The 15,409-nt window shown below is 70.8% G+C and carries 15 protein-coding genes; 8 read left to right on the top strand and 7 right to left on the bottom strand.

The genetic code is table 11. From position 1 onward, the window contains the following. The first annotated feature begins 1 nt into the window (after position 1). Genes nuoL through nuoN form a run of 3 tightly spaced genes read left to right on the top strand, consistent with a single transcriptional unit; the run spans position 2 to position 5,129 of the window. Positions 2-1,888 carry an NADH-quinone oxidoreductase subunit L gene (nuoL, locus tag CRM89_RS06245; protein ID WP_098083462.1) on the top strand — a complete coding sequence of 629 codons (1,887 nt, stop codon included), beginning with the start codon at positions 2-4 and terminating at the stop codon, positions 1,886-1,888. Positions 1,889-1,899: 11 nt separating this feature from the next. Continuing rightward, positions 1,900-3,516, top strand: a complete 1,617-nt coding sequence (locus tag CRM89_RS06240) for an NADH-quinone oxidoreductase subunit M (protein WP_041560968.1) — start codon at positions 1,900-1,902, stop codon at positions 3,514-3,516. Then, a complete protein-coding gene (gene nuoN, locus CRM89_RS06235; protein WP_098083461.1) occupies positions 3,513-5,129 on the top strand; it encodes an NADH-quinone oxidoreductase subunit NuoN in 1,617 nt (538 codons plus the stop codon). The genes CRM89_RS06240 and nuoN overlap by 4 nt, the downstream gene beginning before the upstream one ends. A gap of 41 nt (positions 5,130-5,170) precedes the next feature. Here nuoN and CRM89_RS06230 read toward each other — a convergent pair whose 3' ends face one another. The 3 genes from CRM89_RS06230 to CRM89_RS06220 form a co-directional block, all read right to left on the bottom strand. Beyond that, on the bottom strand, positions 5,171-6,007 hold the full coding sequence (locus tag CRM89_RS06230; RefSeq protein ID WP_098083460.1) for an alpha/beta fold hydrolase: 837 nt from the start codon (positions 6,005-6,007) through the stop codon (positions 5,171-5,173). A gap of 66 nt (positions 6,008-6,073) precedes the next feature. Further along, positions 6,074-6,586, bottom strand: coding sequence for a GNAT family N-acetyltransferase (locus CRM89_RS06225; protein ID WP_229435008.1), 513 nt, complete (start codon positions 6,584-6,586; stop codon positions 6,074-6,076). Between the two features lie 34 nt (positions 6,587-6,620). Next, complete coding sequence (locus tag CRM89_RS06220; RefSeq protein ID WP_098083459.1) at positions 6,621-7,193, bottom strand: peptide deformylase; 573 nt, start codon at positions 7,191-7,193, stop codon at positions 6,621-6,623. Positions 7,194-7,239: 46 nt separating this feature from the next. On the opposite strand from CRM89_RS06220, the gene CRM89_RS06215 reads away from it, so the two are divergent. The 5 genes from CRM89_RS06215 to CRM89_RS06195 all read left to right on the top strand — a co-directional run bounded on the left by CRM89_RS06215 (position 7,240) and on the right by CRM89_RS06195 (position 10,243). Next, the gene (locus CRM89_RS06215) at positions 7,240-7,797 is read left to right on the top strand and encodes a PadR family transcriptional regulator (RefSeq protein ID WP_011209183.1); all 558 of its coding nucleotides are present in this window, start codon (positions 7,240-7,242) and stop codon (positions 7,795-7,797) included. A 567-nt stretch (positions 7,798-8,364) separates the two neighbouring features. After that, a complete protein-coding gene (locus CRM89_RS06210; RefSeq protein ID WP_098083458.1) occupies positions 8,365-8,850 on the top strand; it encodes a hypothetical protein in 486 nt (161 codons plus the stop codon). A 47-nt stretch (positions 8,851-8,897) separates the two neighbouring features. Then, positions 8,898-9,182, top strand: coding sequence for a hypothetical protein (locus CRM89_RS06205; protein WP_127516076.1), 285 nt, complete (start codon positions 8,898-8,900; stop codon positions 9,180-9,182). A 25-nt stretch (positions 9,183-9,207) separates the two neighbouring features. Then, positions 9,208-9,741 carry a hypothetical protein gene (locus tag CRM89_RS06200; protein ID WP_011209180.1) on the top strand — a complete coding sequence of 178 codons (534 nt, stop codon included), beginning with the start codon at positions 9,208-9,210 and terminating at the stop codon, positions 9,739-9,741. A gap of 43 nt (positions 9,742-9,784) precedes the next feature. After that, complete coding sequence (locus CRM89_RS06195; protein WP_127516074.1) at positions 9,785-10,243, top strand: hypothetical protein; 459 nt, start codon at positions 9,785-9,787, stop codon at positions 10,241-10,243. Positions 10,244-10,462: 219 nt separating this feature from the next. Here CRM89_RS06195 and CRM89_RS06190 read toward each other — a convergent pair whose 3' ends face one another. The 4 genes from CRM89_RS06190 to CRM89_RS06175 all read right to left on the bottom strand — a co-directional run bounded on the left by CRM89_RS06190 (position 10,463) and on the right by CRM89_RS06175 (position 15,190). Then, positions 10,463-12,082 (bottom strand): amidohydrolase, encoded by a 1,620-nt coding sequence (locus CRM89_RS06190; protein ID WP_098083455.1) that lies wholly within the window; start codon positions 12,080-12,082, stop codon positions 10,463-10,465. 204 nt (positions 12,083-12,286) lie between these two features. Next, positions 12,287-12,733, bottom strand: a complete 447-nt coding sequence (locus CRM89_RS06185) for a heme-binding protein (protein ID WP_098083454.1) — start codon at positions 12,731-12,733, stop codon at positions 12,287-12,289. Next, positions 12,730-13,662 carry a DMT family transporter gene (locus tag CRM89_RS06180; protein WP_098083453.1) on the bottom strand — a complete coding sequence of 311 codons (933 nt, stop codon included), beginning with the start codon at positions 13,660-13,662 and terminating at the stop codon, positions 12,730-12,732. The genes CRM89_RS06185 and CRM89_RS06180 overlap by 4 nt, the downstream gene beginning before the upstream one ends. Next, positions 13,652-15,190: an NAD(P)/FAD-dependent oxidoreductase gene (locus CRM89_RS06175; protein WP_060591428.1), complete on the bottom strand. Its 1,539-nt coding sequence runs from the start codon at positions 15,188-15,190 to the stop codon at positions 13,652-13,654. The genes CRM89_RS06180 and CRM89_RS06175 overlap by 11 nt, the downstream gene beginning before the upstream one ends. Between the last annotated feature and the right edge of the window lie 219 nt (positions 15,191-15,409).

The following is a 15,409-nucleotide window of genomic DNA, read 5'->3' as shown; positions in this document are numbered from 1 at the left end:
CGTGGATACCGCAACGTTGTCGCTGTTGCCCGCGCTGCCGCTGGCGGGCGCGGTCGTGCTGCTGCTGATCGGACGCCGCGGTGACCGCTGGGGTCACCTGCTCGGCACCGCCACCGCGCTGGCGTCGTTCGTCGTCGCGGTGGTCGCGTTCGTGGCGATGCTGGGCCGCGCCGAACCCGCCCGCGCGATCCACACCGACCTGTTCTCCTGGGTGCCGGTGGCCGGCCTGCAGGTGGATTTCGGGCTGTCGCTGGATCAGCTGTCGATGTGCTTCGTGCTGCTGATCACCGGGGTCGGCACGCTCATCCACGTGTACTCGATCGGCTACATGAACGCCGATCCCGGCCGCAGGCGGTTCTTCGCCTACCTGAATCTGTTCCTGGCCGCGATGCTGATCCTGGTGCTGGCGAACAACTACCTGGTGCTGTACCTGGGCTGGGAGGGCGTCGGCCTGGCCTCCTATCTGCTGATCGGCTTCTGGTACCACAAGCCCTCGGCCGCCACCGCGGCGAAGAAGGCGTTCGTGGTCAACAGGGTCGGTGACATGGGATTGGCGCTGGCGATGATGGCCATGTTCGCCACCTTCGGCTCGGTCGGCTTCGACACCGTGTTCGCCGCGGCGCCCGATGCGAGCGAGGCGACACTGACCGCCATCGGCCTGCTGCTGTTGCTCGCCGCCTGCGGCAAGTCCGCGCAGGTGCCGCTGCAGTCCTGGCTCGGCGACGCCATGGAGGGCCCCACCCCGGTCTCGGCGCTCATCCACGCCGCCACCATGGTCACCGCCGGTGTGTATCTCATCGCCCGGTCCAACGCCATCTTCGACCTCGCGCCCGGCGCGCAACTCGGCGTGGTGCTCGTCGGTGCGGTGACACTGCTGTTCGGTGCGATCATCGGCTGCGCCAAGGACGACATCAAGAAGGCGCTCGCCGCCTCCACCATGAGCCAGATCGGCTACATGGTCCTGGCCGCCGGACTCGGCCCGGCGGGCTACGCCTTCGCCATCATGCACCTGCTCACGCACGGCTTCTTCAAAGCCGGACTGTTCCTGGGCGCGGGCTCGGTGATGCACGCGATGAACGACGAGACCGACATGCGCCGCTACGGCGGGCTGCGCACCCTGCTGCCGATCACCTACGTCACGTTCGGGCTCGGTTATCTCGCGATCATCGGGGTGCCGCCGTTCGCGGGATTCTTCTCCAAGGACAAGATCATCGAGGTGGCCTTCGGCGACGGCGGCGCGGGCGGATACGCCCTCGGCACGGCCGCGCTGCTGGGCGCCGGGCTCACCGCCTTCTACATGACCCGGGTCATGCTGATGACGTTCTTCGGTGAACGCCGGTGGGCGCCGGACACTCATCCGCACGAGGCGCCCGCGGTGATGACCGGCCCGATGATCCTGCTCGCGATCGGCTCGGTCGCCTCGGGTCTGCTGTTCGTGCTCGGCAACGGGCTGCAGAACTGGCTGGAGCCGGTCGTCGGCGCACACCACGCCGAGCACGCGGTGCCGCCGATCGTGGTGACCGTGCTCGCGCTCGCGGTCGTGGCCGTCGGCGCGGGCATCGCCTACCAGCGCTATGCCCGGGCCGAGATCCCGCGCACCGCACCGGAAGCCGTCGGCCCGCTCACCGTGGCCGCGCGCAACGATCTCTACGGTGACGCGGTCAACGAGGGCCTGCTCATGCGACCGGGCCTGCACCTGACCCGCTCGCTGGTGTTCCTCGACAACCGCGGCATCGACGGCCTGGTCAACGGCACCGCCGCGCTGATCGGCGGGCTGTCCGCGCGGGCCCGCCGCATCCAGACCGGCTTCGTGCGGTCGTATGCCCTGTCCATGTTCACCGGCGCGGCCCTGGTGGCCGCCGCCCTGGTGGCGGTGCGCATCCTGTGAGCGAGGCGGTCGTGAGCGATTTCCCGTGGTTGACCATCCTGTGGCTGCTGCCGGTGGCGGGCGCGCTGGCGGTGCTGGCCGTGCCCGCCGAACGCCGCACCCTCGCCCGCGGTCTGGCGCTGGCGGTGTCGGTGGGTGTGCTCGGCGTGGCCGCCGGTCTGGCGGTCGCCTTCGAACCCGGGGGCGCCCAGTACCAGTTCGTCGAGTCCCGGCAGTGGATCCCGGCGTTCGGCGCGGGCTACACGCTGGGGCTGGACGGGATCGCGCTGGTGCTGGTGGTGCTGACGGCCGCGCTGGTGCCGCTGTTGATCCTGGCCGGCTGGCACGACGACCGCGAGGTCGGCAGCGGCCGCCGGGTCGCGCACACCTACGTCGCGTTGACCCTGCTGGTCGAGGCGATGGTGCTGATGTCCTTCCTGGCCCTGGACATCCTGCTGTTCTACGTGTTCTTCGAGGCCATGCTCATCCCGATGTACTTCCTGATCGGCGGATTCGGCCCGCGCACCGGCGATCTCGCCGCGCGCGCAACCCGCTCCCGGGCGGCGGTGAAGTTCCTGCTCTACAACCTGCTCGGCGGACTGATCATGCTGGCCGCGGTGATCGGGCTGTACGTGCTCACCGCGCGGGCGGGCCTCGGCCCCGACGGCGGCGGCACCTTCGATCTGCGCACCGTGGTCGCGGCCGCGAATTCCGGTGCCCTCGGCGCGGGTCCGGCGGTGCTGAACGCGCTGTTCCTCGGTTTCATGTTCGCCTTCGCGGTGAAGGCGCCGCTGTGGCCGCTGCACACCTGGCTGCCGGACGCGGCGGTGGCGGCGACGCCGTCGAGCGCGGTGCTGATGATGGCGGTGGTGGACAAGGTCGGCACCTTCGGCATGCTGCGGTTCTGCCTGACACTGTTCCCCGGCGCGTCGCAGACCTATGCGCCGCTGGTGATCACGCTCGCGGTGATCGGGATCCTCTACGGCGCACTGCTGGCCATCGGCCAGACCGACGTGATGCGCCTGATCGCCTACACCTCGATCTCGCACTTCGGTTTCATCATCCTGGGCATCTTCGCGATGACCAGCCAATCGCAGTCCGGCGCCACGCTCTACATGGTCAATCACGGCATCTCCACCGCCGCGCTGTTCCTGATCGCCGGGTTCCTGGTCTCGCGGCGCGGCACCCGGCTCATCGCCGACTACGGCGGGGTACAGAAGGTGGCGCCGGTGCTGGCGGGCACGTTCTTCGTGGCGGGCCTGGCGACGTTGTCGCTGCCGGGTCTGGCGCCGTTCGTCAGCGAATTCCTGGTGCTGGTCGGCACGTTCAGCCGGTATCAGGTGGCGGCGGTCTTCGCGACCGGCGCGCTGGTGCTGGCCGCGATCTATGTGCTGTGGCTGTATCAGCGGATGATGACCGGGCCGGTGAAGGCCGGCAACGAGAAACTGCCCGACCTGGTGCCGCGGGAGCTGCTGGTGGTCGCGCCGCTGATCGCCGGGCTCGTGTTCCTCGGCGTGTACCCGAAGGCGGTGCTCGATGTCGTCGATCCCGCGGTCGGCCAGACCCTCACCACCATCGGCCGCCAGGATCCGGCGCCGACGGTGCCCGCGCCCGCCGCCGCGGACCTCCAGGAAGGTGGACACCCGTGACCGCCCAGCCGCTTCCGCTCGCCGCGACGGTGCCCGCCCCGAGCATCGAATACGGCGTGCTCGCACCGATGCTGATCGTGTTCGGCGCCGCCGTGGCCGGTGTGCTGGTCGAGGCGTTCGTGCCGCGCCGGTTCCGCTACGGCACCCAGCTGGTGTTGGCGCTCGGCGGTTCGGCGGCCGGGTTCGTCGCGGTGCTGGCCGTGTGGGGCGCCGAGCAGACGGCGGTGGTCGGCGCGGTCGCCGTCGACGGGGTGACGCTGTTCCTGCAGGGCACGCTGCTGGTGGTGGCGGCGCTCGGCGTGCTGTTGATGGCCGAGCGGCGCGGGACGCGCAGCCGGGTGCGGTCGGGTCCTGGCACGTGGAGCCGGGCCGCCGCGACCCTGGATCGTGGCCTGGACGCGTTCACCCCGCAGGCGGCGGCGGTGCCCGGCAGCGCCGACGAACAGGCCGCCGCGCGCGCGGGTGCGGTGACCACCGAGGTGTTCCCGCTGACCATGCTGGCGGTCGGCGGCATGATGCTGCTGCCCGCGTCCAACGATCTGCTCACCATGTTCGTCGCGCTCGAGGTGCTGTCGCTGCCGCTGTACCTGCTGTGCGGGCTGGCGCGGCATCGGCGGCTGCTCTCCCAGGAAGCGGCGCTGAAGTACTTCCTGCTCGGCGCGTTTTCCTCGGCGTTCTTCCTCTACGGCGTCGCCCTGCTGTACGGGCAGACGGGCACGGTGCGTCTCGGCGGCATCGCCGACGCCTTGGCCGCCCGGCCGCAGGACGATCCGCTGCTGGCGTTGCTGGGGTTGGCGATGCTGGCGGTGGGGTTGCTGTTCAAGGTGGGCGCGGTGCCGTTCCAGGCGTGGGTACCCGACGTCTATCAGGGTGCGCCGACGCCGGTCACGGCGTTCATGGCGGCCGCGACCAAGATCGCGGCGGTCGGTGCGCTGTTGCGCGTGCTGTATGTCGGGGTGCCCGGCCTGGTGGACGACTGGCGGCCGGTGCTGGCGACGGTCGCGATCGCGACGATGGTCGTCGGCGCGGTACTGGCGGTCACTCAAACCGATGTGAAGCGGATGCTCGCCTACTCCTCGATCACTCACGCGGGCTTCCTGCTCACCGGGCTGCTCGCCGCCGACGACGCCGGAATCCGCGCGGTGCTGTTCTATCTCGCCACCTATGCGCTGGGCACGCTGGGCGCGTTCGCGGTGGTCACGCTGGTGCGCGACGGCGACGAGGAGGCGACCGGGCTGGCGCAGTGGGCCGGGCTGGGCCGCCGGTCCCCCTGGGCGGCCACGGTGTTCGCGTTGTTCCTGCTCTCGTTCGCGGGCATCCCGCTCACCAGCGGGTTCGTCGCGAAGTTCGCGGTGTTCGAAGCCGCGGCCGGTGGCTACGGCGCGGCGGTGGTCGTGGTCGGCGTGCTGACCAGCGCGGTGGCGGCGTTCTTCTACGTGCGGGTGATCGTGATGATGTTCTTCACCGACCAGCCCGCCGACGCCCCCGCTGTCCTGCCCCTCGCGCTGACGCGGGCGGTCATCACGGTGACGGCGGCGGCCACGCTGGTGCTGGGCGTGTTGCCCCAGCCGCTGCTCGACCTCGCCGAGCGCGCGGCCACCTTGGTGCGCTGAGCGCGCCACCGCAGCTGCGCGGTACGCGCCAGCTCCGACCGTCAGCGCCGGGCTGAGGAGTCGGTGAGAAAGGCCGCGAATCCGGCCGGATCGTCGACGAATCCGGTGTGATCGCCGGGAAAGACCATCGGCTCGCCGCCCAGCCGGGCGGCGAGCGCACGGGAGGTGCGGTCGCAGAGTTGCCCGGCGGAATCCGCGCCGACGCCGACGACGACCTTCGCGCCCTGCGCGGTGAGTGCGGCGATGTCGGGCTGCCAGGTCACGGTGCCGAGCAGTTCGTGCTCGAACCAGTACCGCTCGGTGGCGGCCTGTTCCGGGTCGCGCGCGCCGCCGAACATCTGCTCGAGCGCCTCGTCGGGGATCGGGATGTTCGCCTGGGCGAAGAACTTCCGCCAGGCGCCGACCACGTCCCCGGACAGATAGGTGGCGATCATGGCGTGGGTGCCCGCCCGCAACGCCTCGCGGTCGTCGAGCAGTTCGATGAGCGGCGGTTCGTGCGCGATCACGGTGGCGACCAGGTCGGGGCGCCGCTGGACGAGCGCCAGCGCGCTCACCGCGCCACCGCTGGAACCGAACACCGTGGCCGGTCCGGCGCCGAGATGTTCGATGAGCCGGGCCAGGTCGTCACCGCGCAGGGCCGGGGTGGAATCGGCGGCGGGGTGGTCGAGCGTACTGCCGCGATGACCGCGCGGATCGGTGGTGAGCACGGTGTGGGTGGCGGCGAGCTGCTCGGCCACCGCCGCGAAATCCGCCGCCGCCATCGGCGCACCCGCCAGCACGAGGAGCGGGCCCGCGCCGCGCACCTCGTAGTACAGGCGTGCGCCGGGCACGGCGAGTTCACCGGTGCGGGGTTCGCTGATTCGACTGGATGTGGTCATGGGGTCTCCCGGATTGTCGAGGCTTCACCGGAGTCGACGGGGCGGGAGCACCGGATTCATCGGTCGTCAGTCTTCGAGGACGCGTTCGAAGGTGACGCGAACGGTGTTCGGCCCGTCGTAGCCGGGGTAGGCCGCCGTGCTCACCGTGAACCCCATGCGGGCGTGGAAGGCCTGGGATGCGGTGTTGGTGTCGGAGGTGATCGCGCGGACGATCCGCCGGCCCCGGGCGCGGACCAGCGCGAAGAAGCGCTCGTAGAGCGCGCGCCCGAGGCCGTGCCCGTGCAGGTCGGGTGCGACGCCGACGAAGTGGATGTAGGCCTCGTCCGGCCGGGACTGCGAGAGGAACCCGATCAGGAACCCCACCAACTGTCCGTCGCGCTCCACCACCGTGCTGGTGTCGGTGAAGTGCTGGAAGAACAACCGCGGCAAGAGCCCGGCCCGCTGCCGCGACCCCTCCGCACCGCCCAACCCACCCCACCACTCGTCGAGCACGGCCAACACCCGGGCGTGATCCTCCTCGGTCGGTTCCCGGAACACCAGATCGGCCGACACATCACCTGCTGCATCATTATTTGTCACGATGCATATCCTTGCACGCCGCGAGCGAGGCGCGTCAATCCGATTCCGGTCTCGAGTGGTTCTTCGGTGGTAGCCAGGTGTTGCCCGGGACGGTCCAGCCGTGGGCTTTGATCATGCGGCGGGCGGCGCGGGCGTGGCGGCCGAGCAGGCGCTCGAGGTAGAGCCGGCCGGCGAGGTGGTCGGTTTCGTGTTGCAGGCAACGGGCGAGGTAGCCGGTGCCCTCGACGGTGATGGGTGCGCCGGTGGCGTCGAGGCCGGTGACCCTGGCCCGGTCGGCGCGGCCGGTCGGGTACCACTCCCCCGGCACCGACAGGCAGCCTTCGAGGTCGCCGTCGGGGTCGGGCATCGTTTCCGGTAGTGCGGAGGTTTCCGCGACCGGGTTGACCACGACTCCGCGATACCGGTGTCCGTGGTCGACCAGGTCGTAGACGAACACCGCGCGCGGGTCGCCGATCTGGTTGGCCGCCAGGCCCGCGCCCTCGGCGGCGGCCAGGGTGTCGAAGAGGTCGTCGACCAGGGCGGCGAGTTCGTCGTCGAACACGGTGACGGGTTGGGCAGGGGTGGTCAGGCGCGGGTCGCCCGCGATGAGGATGGGTCGTATCGCCATGCCGCCGAGGGTACTCAAAACCGAGTAGTCGTGTCAGACTAGGAGCATGAACGAGACGCGGTTGTTCGTGCTGGCGGCGCTGGCCAAGCGCGGACCGATGCACGGGCACCAGCTGCGGCGCGACGCGCGGTTGGATCGCGCGGATCTGTGGTCGCGCGTGCGGCCCGGCTCGCTGTACAGCGCACTGCACCGGATGGCCGACGAAGGCCTGATCCGGCCGTTGCGCACCGAGCAGTCCGGTGCCCTGCCCGCCCGCACCGTGTACGAGATCACCGGCGAGGGGCACCGAGAGCTGCGCGCCCTGCGCGACGAGGCGTTCAGCGAGGTCGACATCCGCCCGGATCCCGTCGATCTGGCGTTGGCGGTGAGCGAGGATCTGGACGGGGAGCTGCTGCGCGGCTACGTCGAAGACCGCCTGGCAGCCCTGCGCGCCCGCCGATCCACCCTCGAGCACCAGCTCGACCGCCGCTGGCCCGACCAGACCGCGGCCGACGATCTCGTGGTCGAGCACGCCACGTTGCGCATCCAGGCCGAGATCGACTGGCACGAAAAGGTTCTCGCCCACATCGACAAACTCGACACCGGTCGGGCGCCGAACCGATGACCGGGATCGAGCAATGATCGCCGCCGCCGCGCACAGGCGCCAACTCCCACCATCCGCAGTGAAACGATCAGCGCGCGAACTCTGAAACCCGCGTTGTGCCGGTCCTGGCTTGACCAAAAACGAGTCGCGGGTGAGGATGTGACGCGACGGCGAGCTGATGATGGGTCGCCATTTCGGGGGGTGGTTGAATGCGTGAATACGATCATCTCGGGCTCGAACTCGAGATGCGTTGATGACGAGCGGCGGGTGGTTCAACCACTACGACGATCCGGACGAGTTCTGGGACGACGAGCCTTTGCAGGTGCGGTCGACTACTCGTCCACCGACTACGACGCCGCCCGCGCCCCCTGTTCCGCCCTCCAGCGCGGGGCCTCAGGGGCATCCGGAGGTGGTCCCTTCACCACGACCCAGCACGCCCATGCCGAGCGTCGCCCGCGACAGTGCCTCGACCGAGGAACTACTGGACAAGACCCTGCAGTTCCACGCCCGGATGGCTCGATCCCGGCGCATGCTCGATTCGGTGTCGCACACCGGACCGCGCTCAGTGGTCGGCTACGACCGGACGAGGTGCGTGTCGGTGACGGTTGGCACGCGCGACGAGTTCCTCCGAGCGCAGGCACCGCCATCGCCCCTGCCGTCCTGCAACGCCTGCGCGCCCGATCCGACAATGATCTCGCGCCATCGCCGCTCGGCGCACCGCCGAACGTCGGCGACCCCGGCAGCATCCGGTCCGCGCGACAACTGGCGGGCGAGAGGCTCGACCTCGCCTCCAACGCCTCCGGACACTCGGACACCGAGAACGCGGGACACGGCGCGGGAGCCGAAGGCTGGGTGCGCGCCGCAGAGAACTCGACGGGTGTGCTCGTCGGATGCGATGTCGCCGCCTATTGGGCAGCCGGACGCGACGGATCCGAGATAGCGGCCGCCATCGACCAGGCGGTCGCCGACGCGCTGCGAGATCTCGCGACGAAACCTGCCGCGGCCGACCCGCTCACCCAGGCGAACCGGCTCATCACCGACGGGCTCGCGTACCTCGTCAACCACGACCGATAGGAAAGACGGCTCCCATGCCCCCACGCCCGACCGCGGAACGAATCAAGGTGGCCACCGACAATCTGCGCGCCGAATCCCGCGTGTGGACAACGGAATCCGGGACGTTGACCTCCATCTCCCACGCGATCAGCCGACTGAAGTTCAACCGGACCGAAGCCGGCATGTTCCAGTTGATAGTCACCGCGCACTCCAACTTGGTCGACAAGGCCGCCGAGCGGTGCCAGGAGGGATCGACCGCGTTCGCCGACACCGGATCAACCCTGAACAAGGTGGCCAACACTTACGACGAAGAAGACCGGTTGTACGCGGAGCGGCTCGCGAACATCTGGTAGCAGCGGACGAGAAGGGGGAGCTGACGTGGATTTCAGCATCGAAGAGTTCGAGGAAGTCGTCCGCAATATCGAGGAGAAGCTGGACGGCCTCGACAGTCAATTGGCTTCGGTGCCGGGAATCGCGCAGTTCGCCTACCGAGCTGCCGCGACAGCGCACAATGCCGCGGCGAAGCGGATCAGCGATATCTCCAAGGATGCCGCCACCACCCTGATCGTCTCCGCGGCTGCGGGATTGACCTTCTACGCCGTGATCCTCGGCGTCCTGGTGAAGGCCGCCATGGCGGTAACCGTTGGACTCGGCGGCATCGCCTCGGGAGTGTTCTCCTGGGCAGGCGCGGCGCTCATCGTCGAAGAAGCGATCACCGACTCCGCAGCGATCGCCGCCGCCATCGCGGGCCTCACGGCACTGCTGACCGCGCAGGTGACCACGATGGCGGGACTCGAGGCGACAGCTACGGACAATTCCACTTGGCCCAACGGAAAGTGGCCCGACGCCGCGACGTCGACCTTCGACAACGGGACGCGACTGGACGGAACCGCGGAGTGGTCCATCCGATGATCAGGAGGGCTGCCGCCTGACGACGAACAGGAAAACACAGCGAGTGCAGGGCGCGGGAGCAGCACTCGTCGTCGCCACCTCGGTACCCCCGTTATGGTTTCTCGTCCTCGGCGAGGCCGACCGGATCGCCGGGATGAACGCCGCGATTTTCGCCGCGTACGCGATTCTCGGCGCGGCAGCAGCGCTCTGTGCGATTCCGTTGCTGTTCACCAGCCATCGCGCGCCCGCCTGGCTGCGGCACACGGCAGTGACGATCCTGTCGCTCAGCGCGGCGGGCTTCGTCGCGCTCGGCGCGCTCGCTGCGTTTCGGGAGCCGGCGGGGGTCACCGCCGCGATCGCGTTCGAATTCGCGATCTTCGGGTGCGCGTCGGCCTTGCTCGCGTACCGGCTGCAGACCAGCTCCCGCGCCGTCGAAGTCCCCGGTCCTTCACCCGAGCAGAAACAAACCCAACTACGCGAACGGTTCACCGAACTCCGGAGCCGTCGCAACCCCGGTTCGTAACCCGCCCGCCGCTGCCGAGTGGGACACGCGCGCGGCAGGCCCCGGCCTACCGGCACGGACTTCATCGAAGTAGCTGAAGGTATCGCGGCGCTGTGGGCGCGGGCGGTCATGTCCGAGCGCATCGCGATGGCTCGCCATCGCTCGAGCCTGATCGAGTTCGCCGACCACGAGCCCGGACGTCTTGATCAACACGCCCGGTCCGGGCGGTGGGCGATGTCCTCACCCCGAGAACGTCGGCGTCCCGGCGAGGTAGGTTGCGCGCACCTCGGTCCCGGGGAGCTCCGCGGGATCGAGGTCGTACGGGTCTCGGTCGAGGACGACGAGGTCGGCGTATTTGCCCGGGGTGATCGATCCGGTGATGTCGTCGGCGAACAGTTGGTAGGCGGCGTCGAGGGTCTGTGCGCGCAGGGCCTGGTCGAGGGTGATGCGCTCCTGCGGGGCGAGCACGCGTCCGGTGCGGGTGGTGCGGGTGACGGCGGCGGCGATGTTGCGCAGCGGCTCCTCCTCGGTCACCGGGCTGTCGTTGTGGAAGGAGATCCGTACGCCCGCGTCGAGCGCGGAGCGAGCGCGTGTCCAGTGCGCGCCGTGGTCGGGCCCGAACAGGTCGTCGACGAGCACGTCGCCCCAGTGATAGATGTGGTCGATGAACAGGCTGCAGGTGACGCCGAGGCGGGCGGCGCGCCGGAATTGCTCGGCGGTCATGGCGCCGCAGTGTTCCAGGCGCAGCCGGTGGTCCGGGCGCGGGTGGGCGGCCAGCGCCCGTTCGTAGACGTCGAGGATGGTGTCGACGCCGTGGTCGCCGTGAATGTGGCAGGCCATCTGCCAACCGTGCGGATGATAGGCGGCCATGATCGAATCCAATTGGGCCGCGGTGTAGTTGGCGTGTCCGCGGTGGTCGTGGGCGAGGCCGAGCGCGGCGGTGGCGGCGGTGTTCAGGTAGGGGAAGGAGATATCGATGTTGCCGATCCAGGGTGAGCCGTCCAGCCACAGTTTGATGCCGATCTGGCGGAACATGTCGTCGCCGTTGTCGAGCGGGCAGCTCGCCCGGCCGTCGGCGGTGGACATTTCGTAGACCCGCATCCGCACCTTCGCCAGATCCCGCCGGTACAGCTCGTCGGTCAGTGGGCGCAGCCGGTCGGAGAAGGCCATGTCGCTGCACAGCGTGACTCCGCGCCGGGCCAATTCGGCGTGCTGGCGGGCCAGCAGGCCGGGGCCGGTGAGTTCCCCGGCGAGGATCGGGGCGACCACGGCGAGTACGGCGGGCGCTTCGTAGACGCGGCCGGTCGGTTCCCCGGTGGCGTCGCGTTCGAAGCTGCCGCCGACCGGGTCGGGGGTGGCGGCGTGCACGCCCGCCTGCGCGAGGGCGGCGCTGTTGGCGTAGGCGAGGTGTCCGGAGTTCTGCCAGATCACGATCGGGCGGGCCGGGCCGAGGTCGTCCAGCCACCGCCGGGTGGGTTCGGGGAACCCCTTCTGCAACAGGATGTCGAGGCCGTAGCAGATCAGCGGGGCGTCCGCGGGGGCCGCGGCGAGGGCCCGCTCGATCGTGCGGTGTACGTCCTCGGCGCTGGGGCAGGTGGTGACCGGGCGGATGTCGACGACGGCGTCGGAGTACATCATCTGGTCCTGGGTGGGGTGGGTGTGTGCCTCGACGAATCCCGGCAGCAGACAGCGCCCACCCAGGTCGATCATCTCGGTGCTCGCCCCGCGCAGCTCCAGGACCTCCTCGGCGCCCACGGCGGTGATCCGGCCGCCGGTGACCGCGACCGCGCTCGCGCGCGGCCGGTCGGGGTCCATGGTGTGGACGGGTCCTCCGGTGACGATCAGATCGGCCGTGCTCATCGCACACCTCCGCGGACGGGAGAACAGCGGGCGGAACAGCTCGAACCACCGAACGATAACAGCCGCCCGCACCGCCCGCGCCGACATCGACACCGGCTGAGCAGCCCACGCCGCCGGCTGAGCAGCCCACGCCGCCGGCTGAGCAGCCCACGCCGCCGGCCGAGCAGCCCACGCCGCCGGCCGAGCAGCCCACGCCGCCGGATGTCAGGTCGACGGCGCGCCTGTCTCGGGCACCAGCCCCGCCGCGCGGATCCCGGCGATCGCGGCCAGCTCGTCCTCCGCCGAGGTGGCGGCGCCGGTGACGCCGACCGCGCCGAGCAGCGTCGCGGATTCGGCGCGGACGAACACCCCGCCGGGCACGTCGAGGATGCGGCCCTGGGCGAGCACGGCGACCGAGGTGAAGAAGGCCGGTGCGGCGGCGGCGCGGCGGGCGATCTCCCGGTTGGGCACGCCGAGCCCGAGCACACCCCAGGCCTTGGCGGTCGCGATGTCCGGGCGCAGAATGCCCGAGCCGTCCTGGCGGTGCAGCACGACCGGGTGTCCGCCGGGGTCGAGCACAGCCACGGTGAGCGGGTCGTAGCCGTGTTCGACGCCGAAGGCCACGGCGTGCTCGGCGATGGTGACAGCGGCGGTCAGGCTGATCGATGTCATGGAATCCTCCTCGGGACAGGGTGTTTCGATGCCGGTGTGACCGGCGGGGCAGGGTCGGATCGGGTGGTCGGCACGGCGGCCAGCGCGGCCAGGACGAGGGCGCCGCCGAGGATCTGGGCCGGGCCGATCCGTTCACCCCCGACGACCGCGAACGCCGCGGCGACCACCGGCACCGCGAACATGAGCAGCATGGTGCGCGCCGAGCCGAGGGCGCGCACCCCGCGATACCAGGCGACGAGGCCGAAGACGGTGACCGCGAGCACCGAGAACGCCAGCGACACCCAGGTGAGCGCGGCCCACTCGGCGGCGCCGGGCCGGGCGCCGGGCAGCAGCGCGGCGCCCGCGAGCAGGACCGCGCCGCCGATCAGCACCGCCCACGCCGTCACCCGGACCGGGCTGTAGCGGTCCAGCAACGGCCGGGTGACCACCGGATACAGTCCCCACAACACGCCCGCGGCGAGCGCGGCCAGATCTCCGGCGAGGCGGTGCACCGGCGGCGGCCCGTCCGGTCGGCCGGTCACCACCAGGATCACCCCCACCGTGGCGACCAGCGCGGCGACGACGACCGGGCCGGGCACCCGCTCCCCCGCCACCGCGGCGAACAGCGCTGCCCACAGCGGCGAGAGGGCGATGAGGATCGCGGCCTCGGTGACCGTGGTCCAGGCGACCGCCAGCGAGAACGTCAGCTGATAGGCCACGATGCCGATCGACGCCGAGACCGCGAGCCGCGGCCATACCGCCCGCGCCACCCACGGCGCGCCCTCGGTGAGCAGCACCACCGCGAACAGCAGCGGCGCCGCGGCGGCGAACCGGATCGCGTTGTAGCTCAATACATCCAGTTCCCGCAGGCCCCAGCCGGTGACGGTGTAGCTGGCGCCCCACACCAGCGCCGCCGCCGCGGGCAGCAGTGTCGCCGGCTCACGCCGCACGAGCCAGGCTCACGCGATCGAGCACCTGGGTGACCGCGTCGAGCGCCGACTGCAGTGCGCCCTGGATCCACGCGTGTGCCACCGAGAGGTGTTCGCCGGCGAAGAAGATCCGCGGCGCGGGCGCGGGATGGGCGGCGCCGATCCCGGCCAGGTACCGCGCGTGCTCGCCGGGCGCCAGATAGGCGAACGCGCCGCCGCCCAGACCGACCTGTTCGTCCCAGGTCCAGTGCACCACGTCGTCGACCGAGGCGACGATGCCCGGGTGCAGCTTGTCGAGCGCGGACAGCACGACGCGGGTGCGGTCGGCTTCGGGCAGCGCGGCGAAGCGGCGGGCGTTGTTCTCCCACAGGTAGGCGGCGGTGAGTACGGCCGGACGATGCGAGCGGTCGCGGTCGCGGGCGGTGAGGCGATCGGTGCCCGGCACCCGCACGGCGTTGTCGGCCGGATACCACACCTGCTGGATCGGCAGGTCGGTGAAGCTGCCGCCGCCGTAGATGCCGTCACGGTACTCCCAGGGCCGGTCCCGCAGGTGCAGCAGGGTTTTGGTGCTGCTGGCGTAGTTCATGCCGCGGATGGCCTGCCGCTGGCGGGCGGGCAGGCCGGGGGTGATCTCGATCTGGTCGAGGCCGGGCGCGGGCACGGCGCAGACGAGGTAGTCGAAGTCCTCCTCGACCGGTGCGCCGAGCTGCTCGCCGTGCACGCGCACACCGTCGCCGTCGACCCGCACGGCGGTGACGCGGGTCGCCAGCCGCAGGGTGCCGGGGCGCAGGGCCGCGACGAAGGCGCGCACCAGGGCGTCGGTGCCGTCGACGAGCTCGACCTGGTCGACGTTGAACAGCCCGAAGTAGTCGACGAGCACCTCGAGCAGGGACGCGTGCTCGTAGTGCAGCAGCCCGCTGGCGTGCCCGACCAGATCCCACGCCTCGGCGGAGAGCCGCTCGCGCGCGAACTGCCACAGCGAGGTGCCCGCCAGCCGCTCGAGTTCCGGGTCGGCGACGTCGCCGGCGAGCAGCGCCTTGCGCCGGTGCTCGCCGAGCCCCTCCCACGCCGAACGCAGCAGGGTGTCCAGCAGTGTCAGCGGGTCGCCCTGCTCACCGGCGGCGAGCCGATAACCGTTCACCACCCGCGCCACGTCGGCGCGCCGCACGCGCGTGTCGCGCAGCAGATAGAGGGCGTCGGGGTTCGCGTTGACGAACGGCCTTGTGGGTAGCGCGAATTCGCGTATGTAGTGCAGGGTGCAGTGGTGGTTGCCCGGGATGCGCATGGCACCGAGTTCGCCGTGGGTGCCGTCCCAGAACCGCCAGGTGCGGATGCGGCCACCGGGCCGGGCGGTGCGTTCGAAGACGGTCACGGCCAGCCCGCGGCGCTGGAGTTCGTAGGCGGCGGCGAGCCCGCCCACACCGGCGCCGACGACAGCGACCCGCGCGGGCGCCGCCGGTGCCGGGGTGCGCAGTGGCGCGGGAAAGGCGAAGGACTCGTCGAACAGCGACTCGCCACGGATCGGGCGGTGCTGTGCGGTAGCAGACATCGGACATCAACTCCCCCAGTAGGATTCGAGCCGGACCGATCCGCCGCCGCGTCGCGGGCGGACCGCGGTTCGAGCCTGTCCGGTCCGGGCCCGCGGGGCGAGCATTGCGATCAGCTCGAGCGAAGATGCCCGATTCGCCCGTCGTCGCGCATCCTCCGATTCGCGGCCGTGTCACACTCGGGCGGCCCGCATCGTCTCCCTGCCGACAGACCAACACGA

The organism is Nocardia sp. FDAARGOS_372 (assembly GCF_002554515.1).
GTDB lineage: Bacteria > Actinomycetota > Actinomycetes > Mycobacteriales > Mycobacteriaceae > Nocardia > Nocardia farcinica.
Note: the sequence above shows the minus strand (reverse complement) of the source record. Positions and strands in the feature narration are given on the sequence as shown.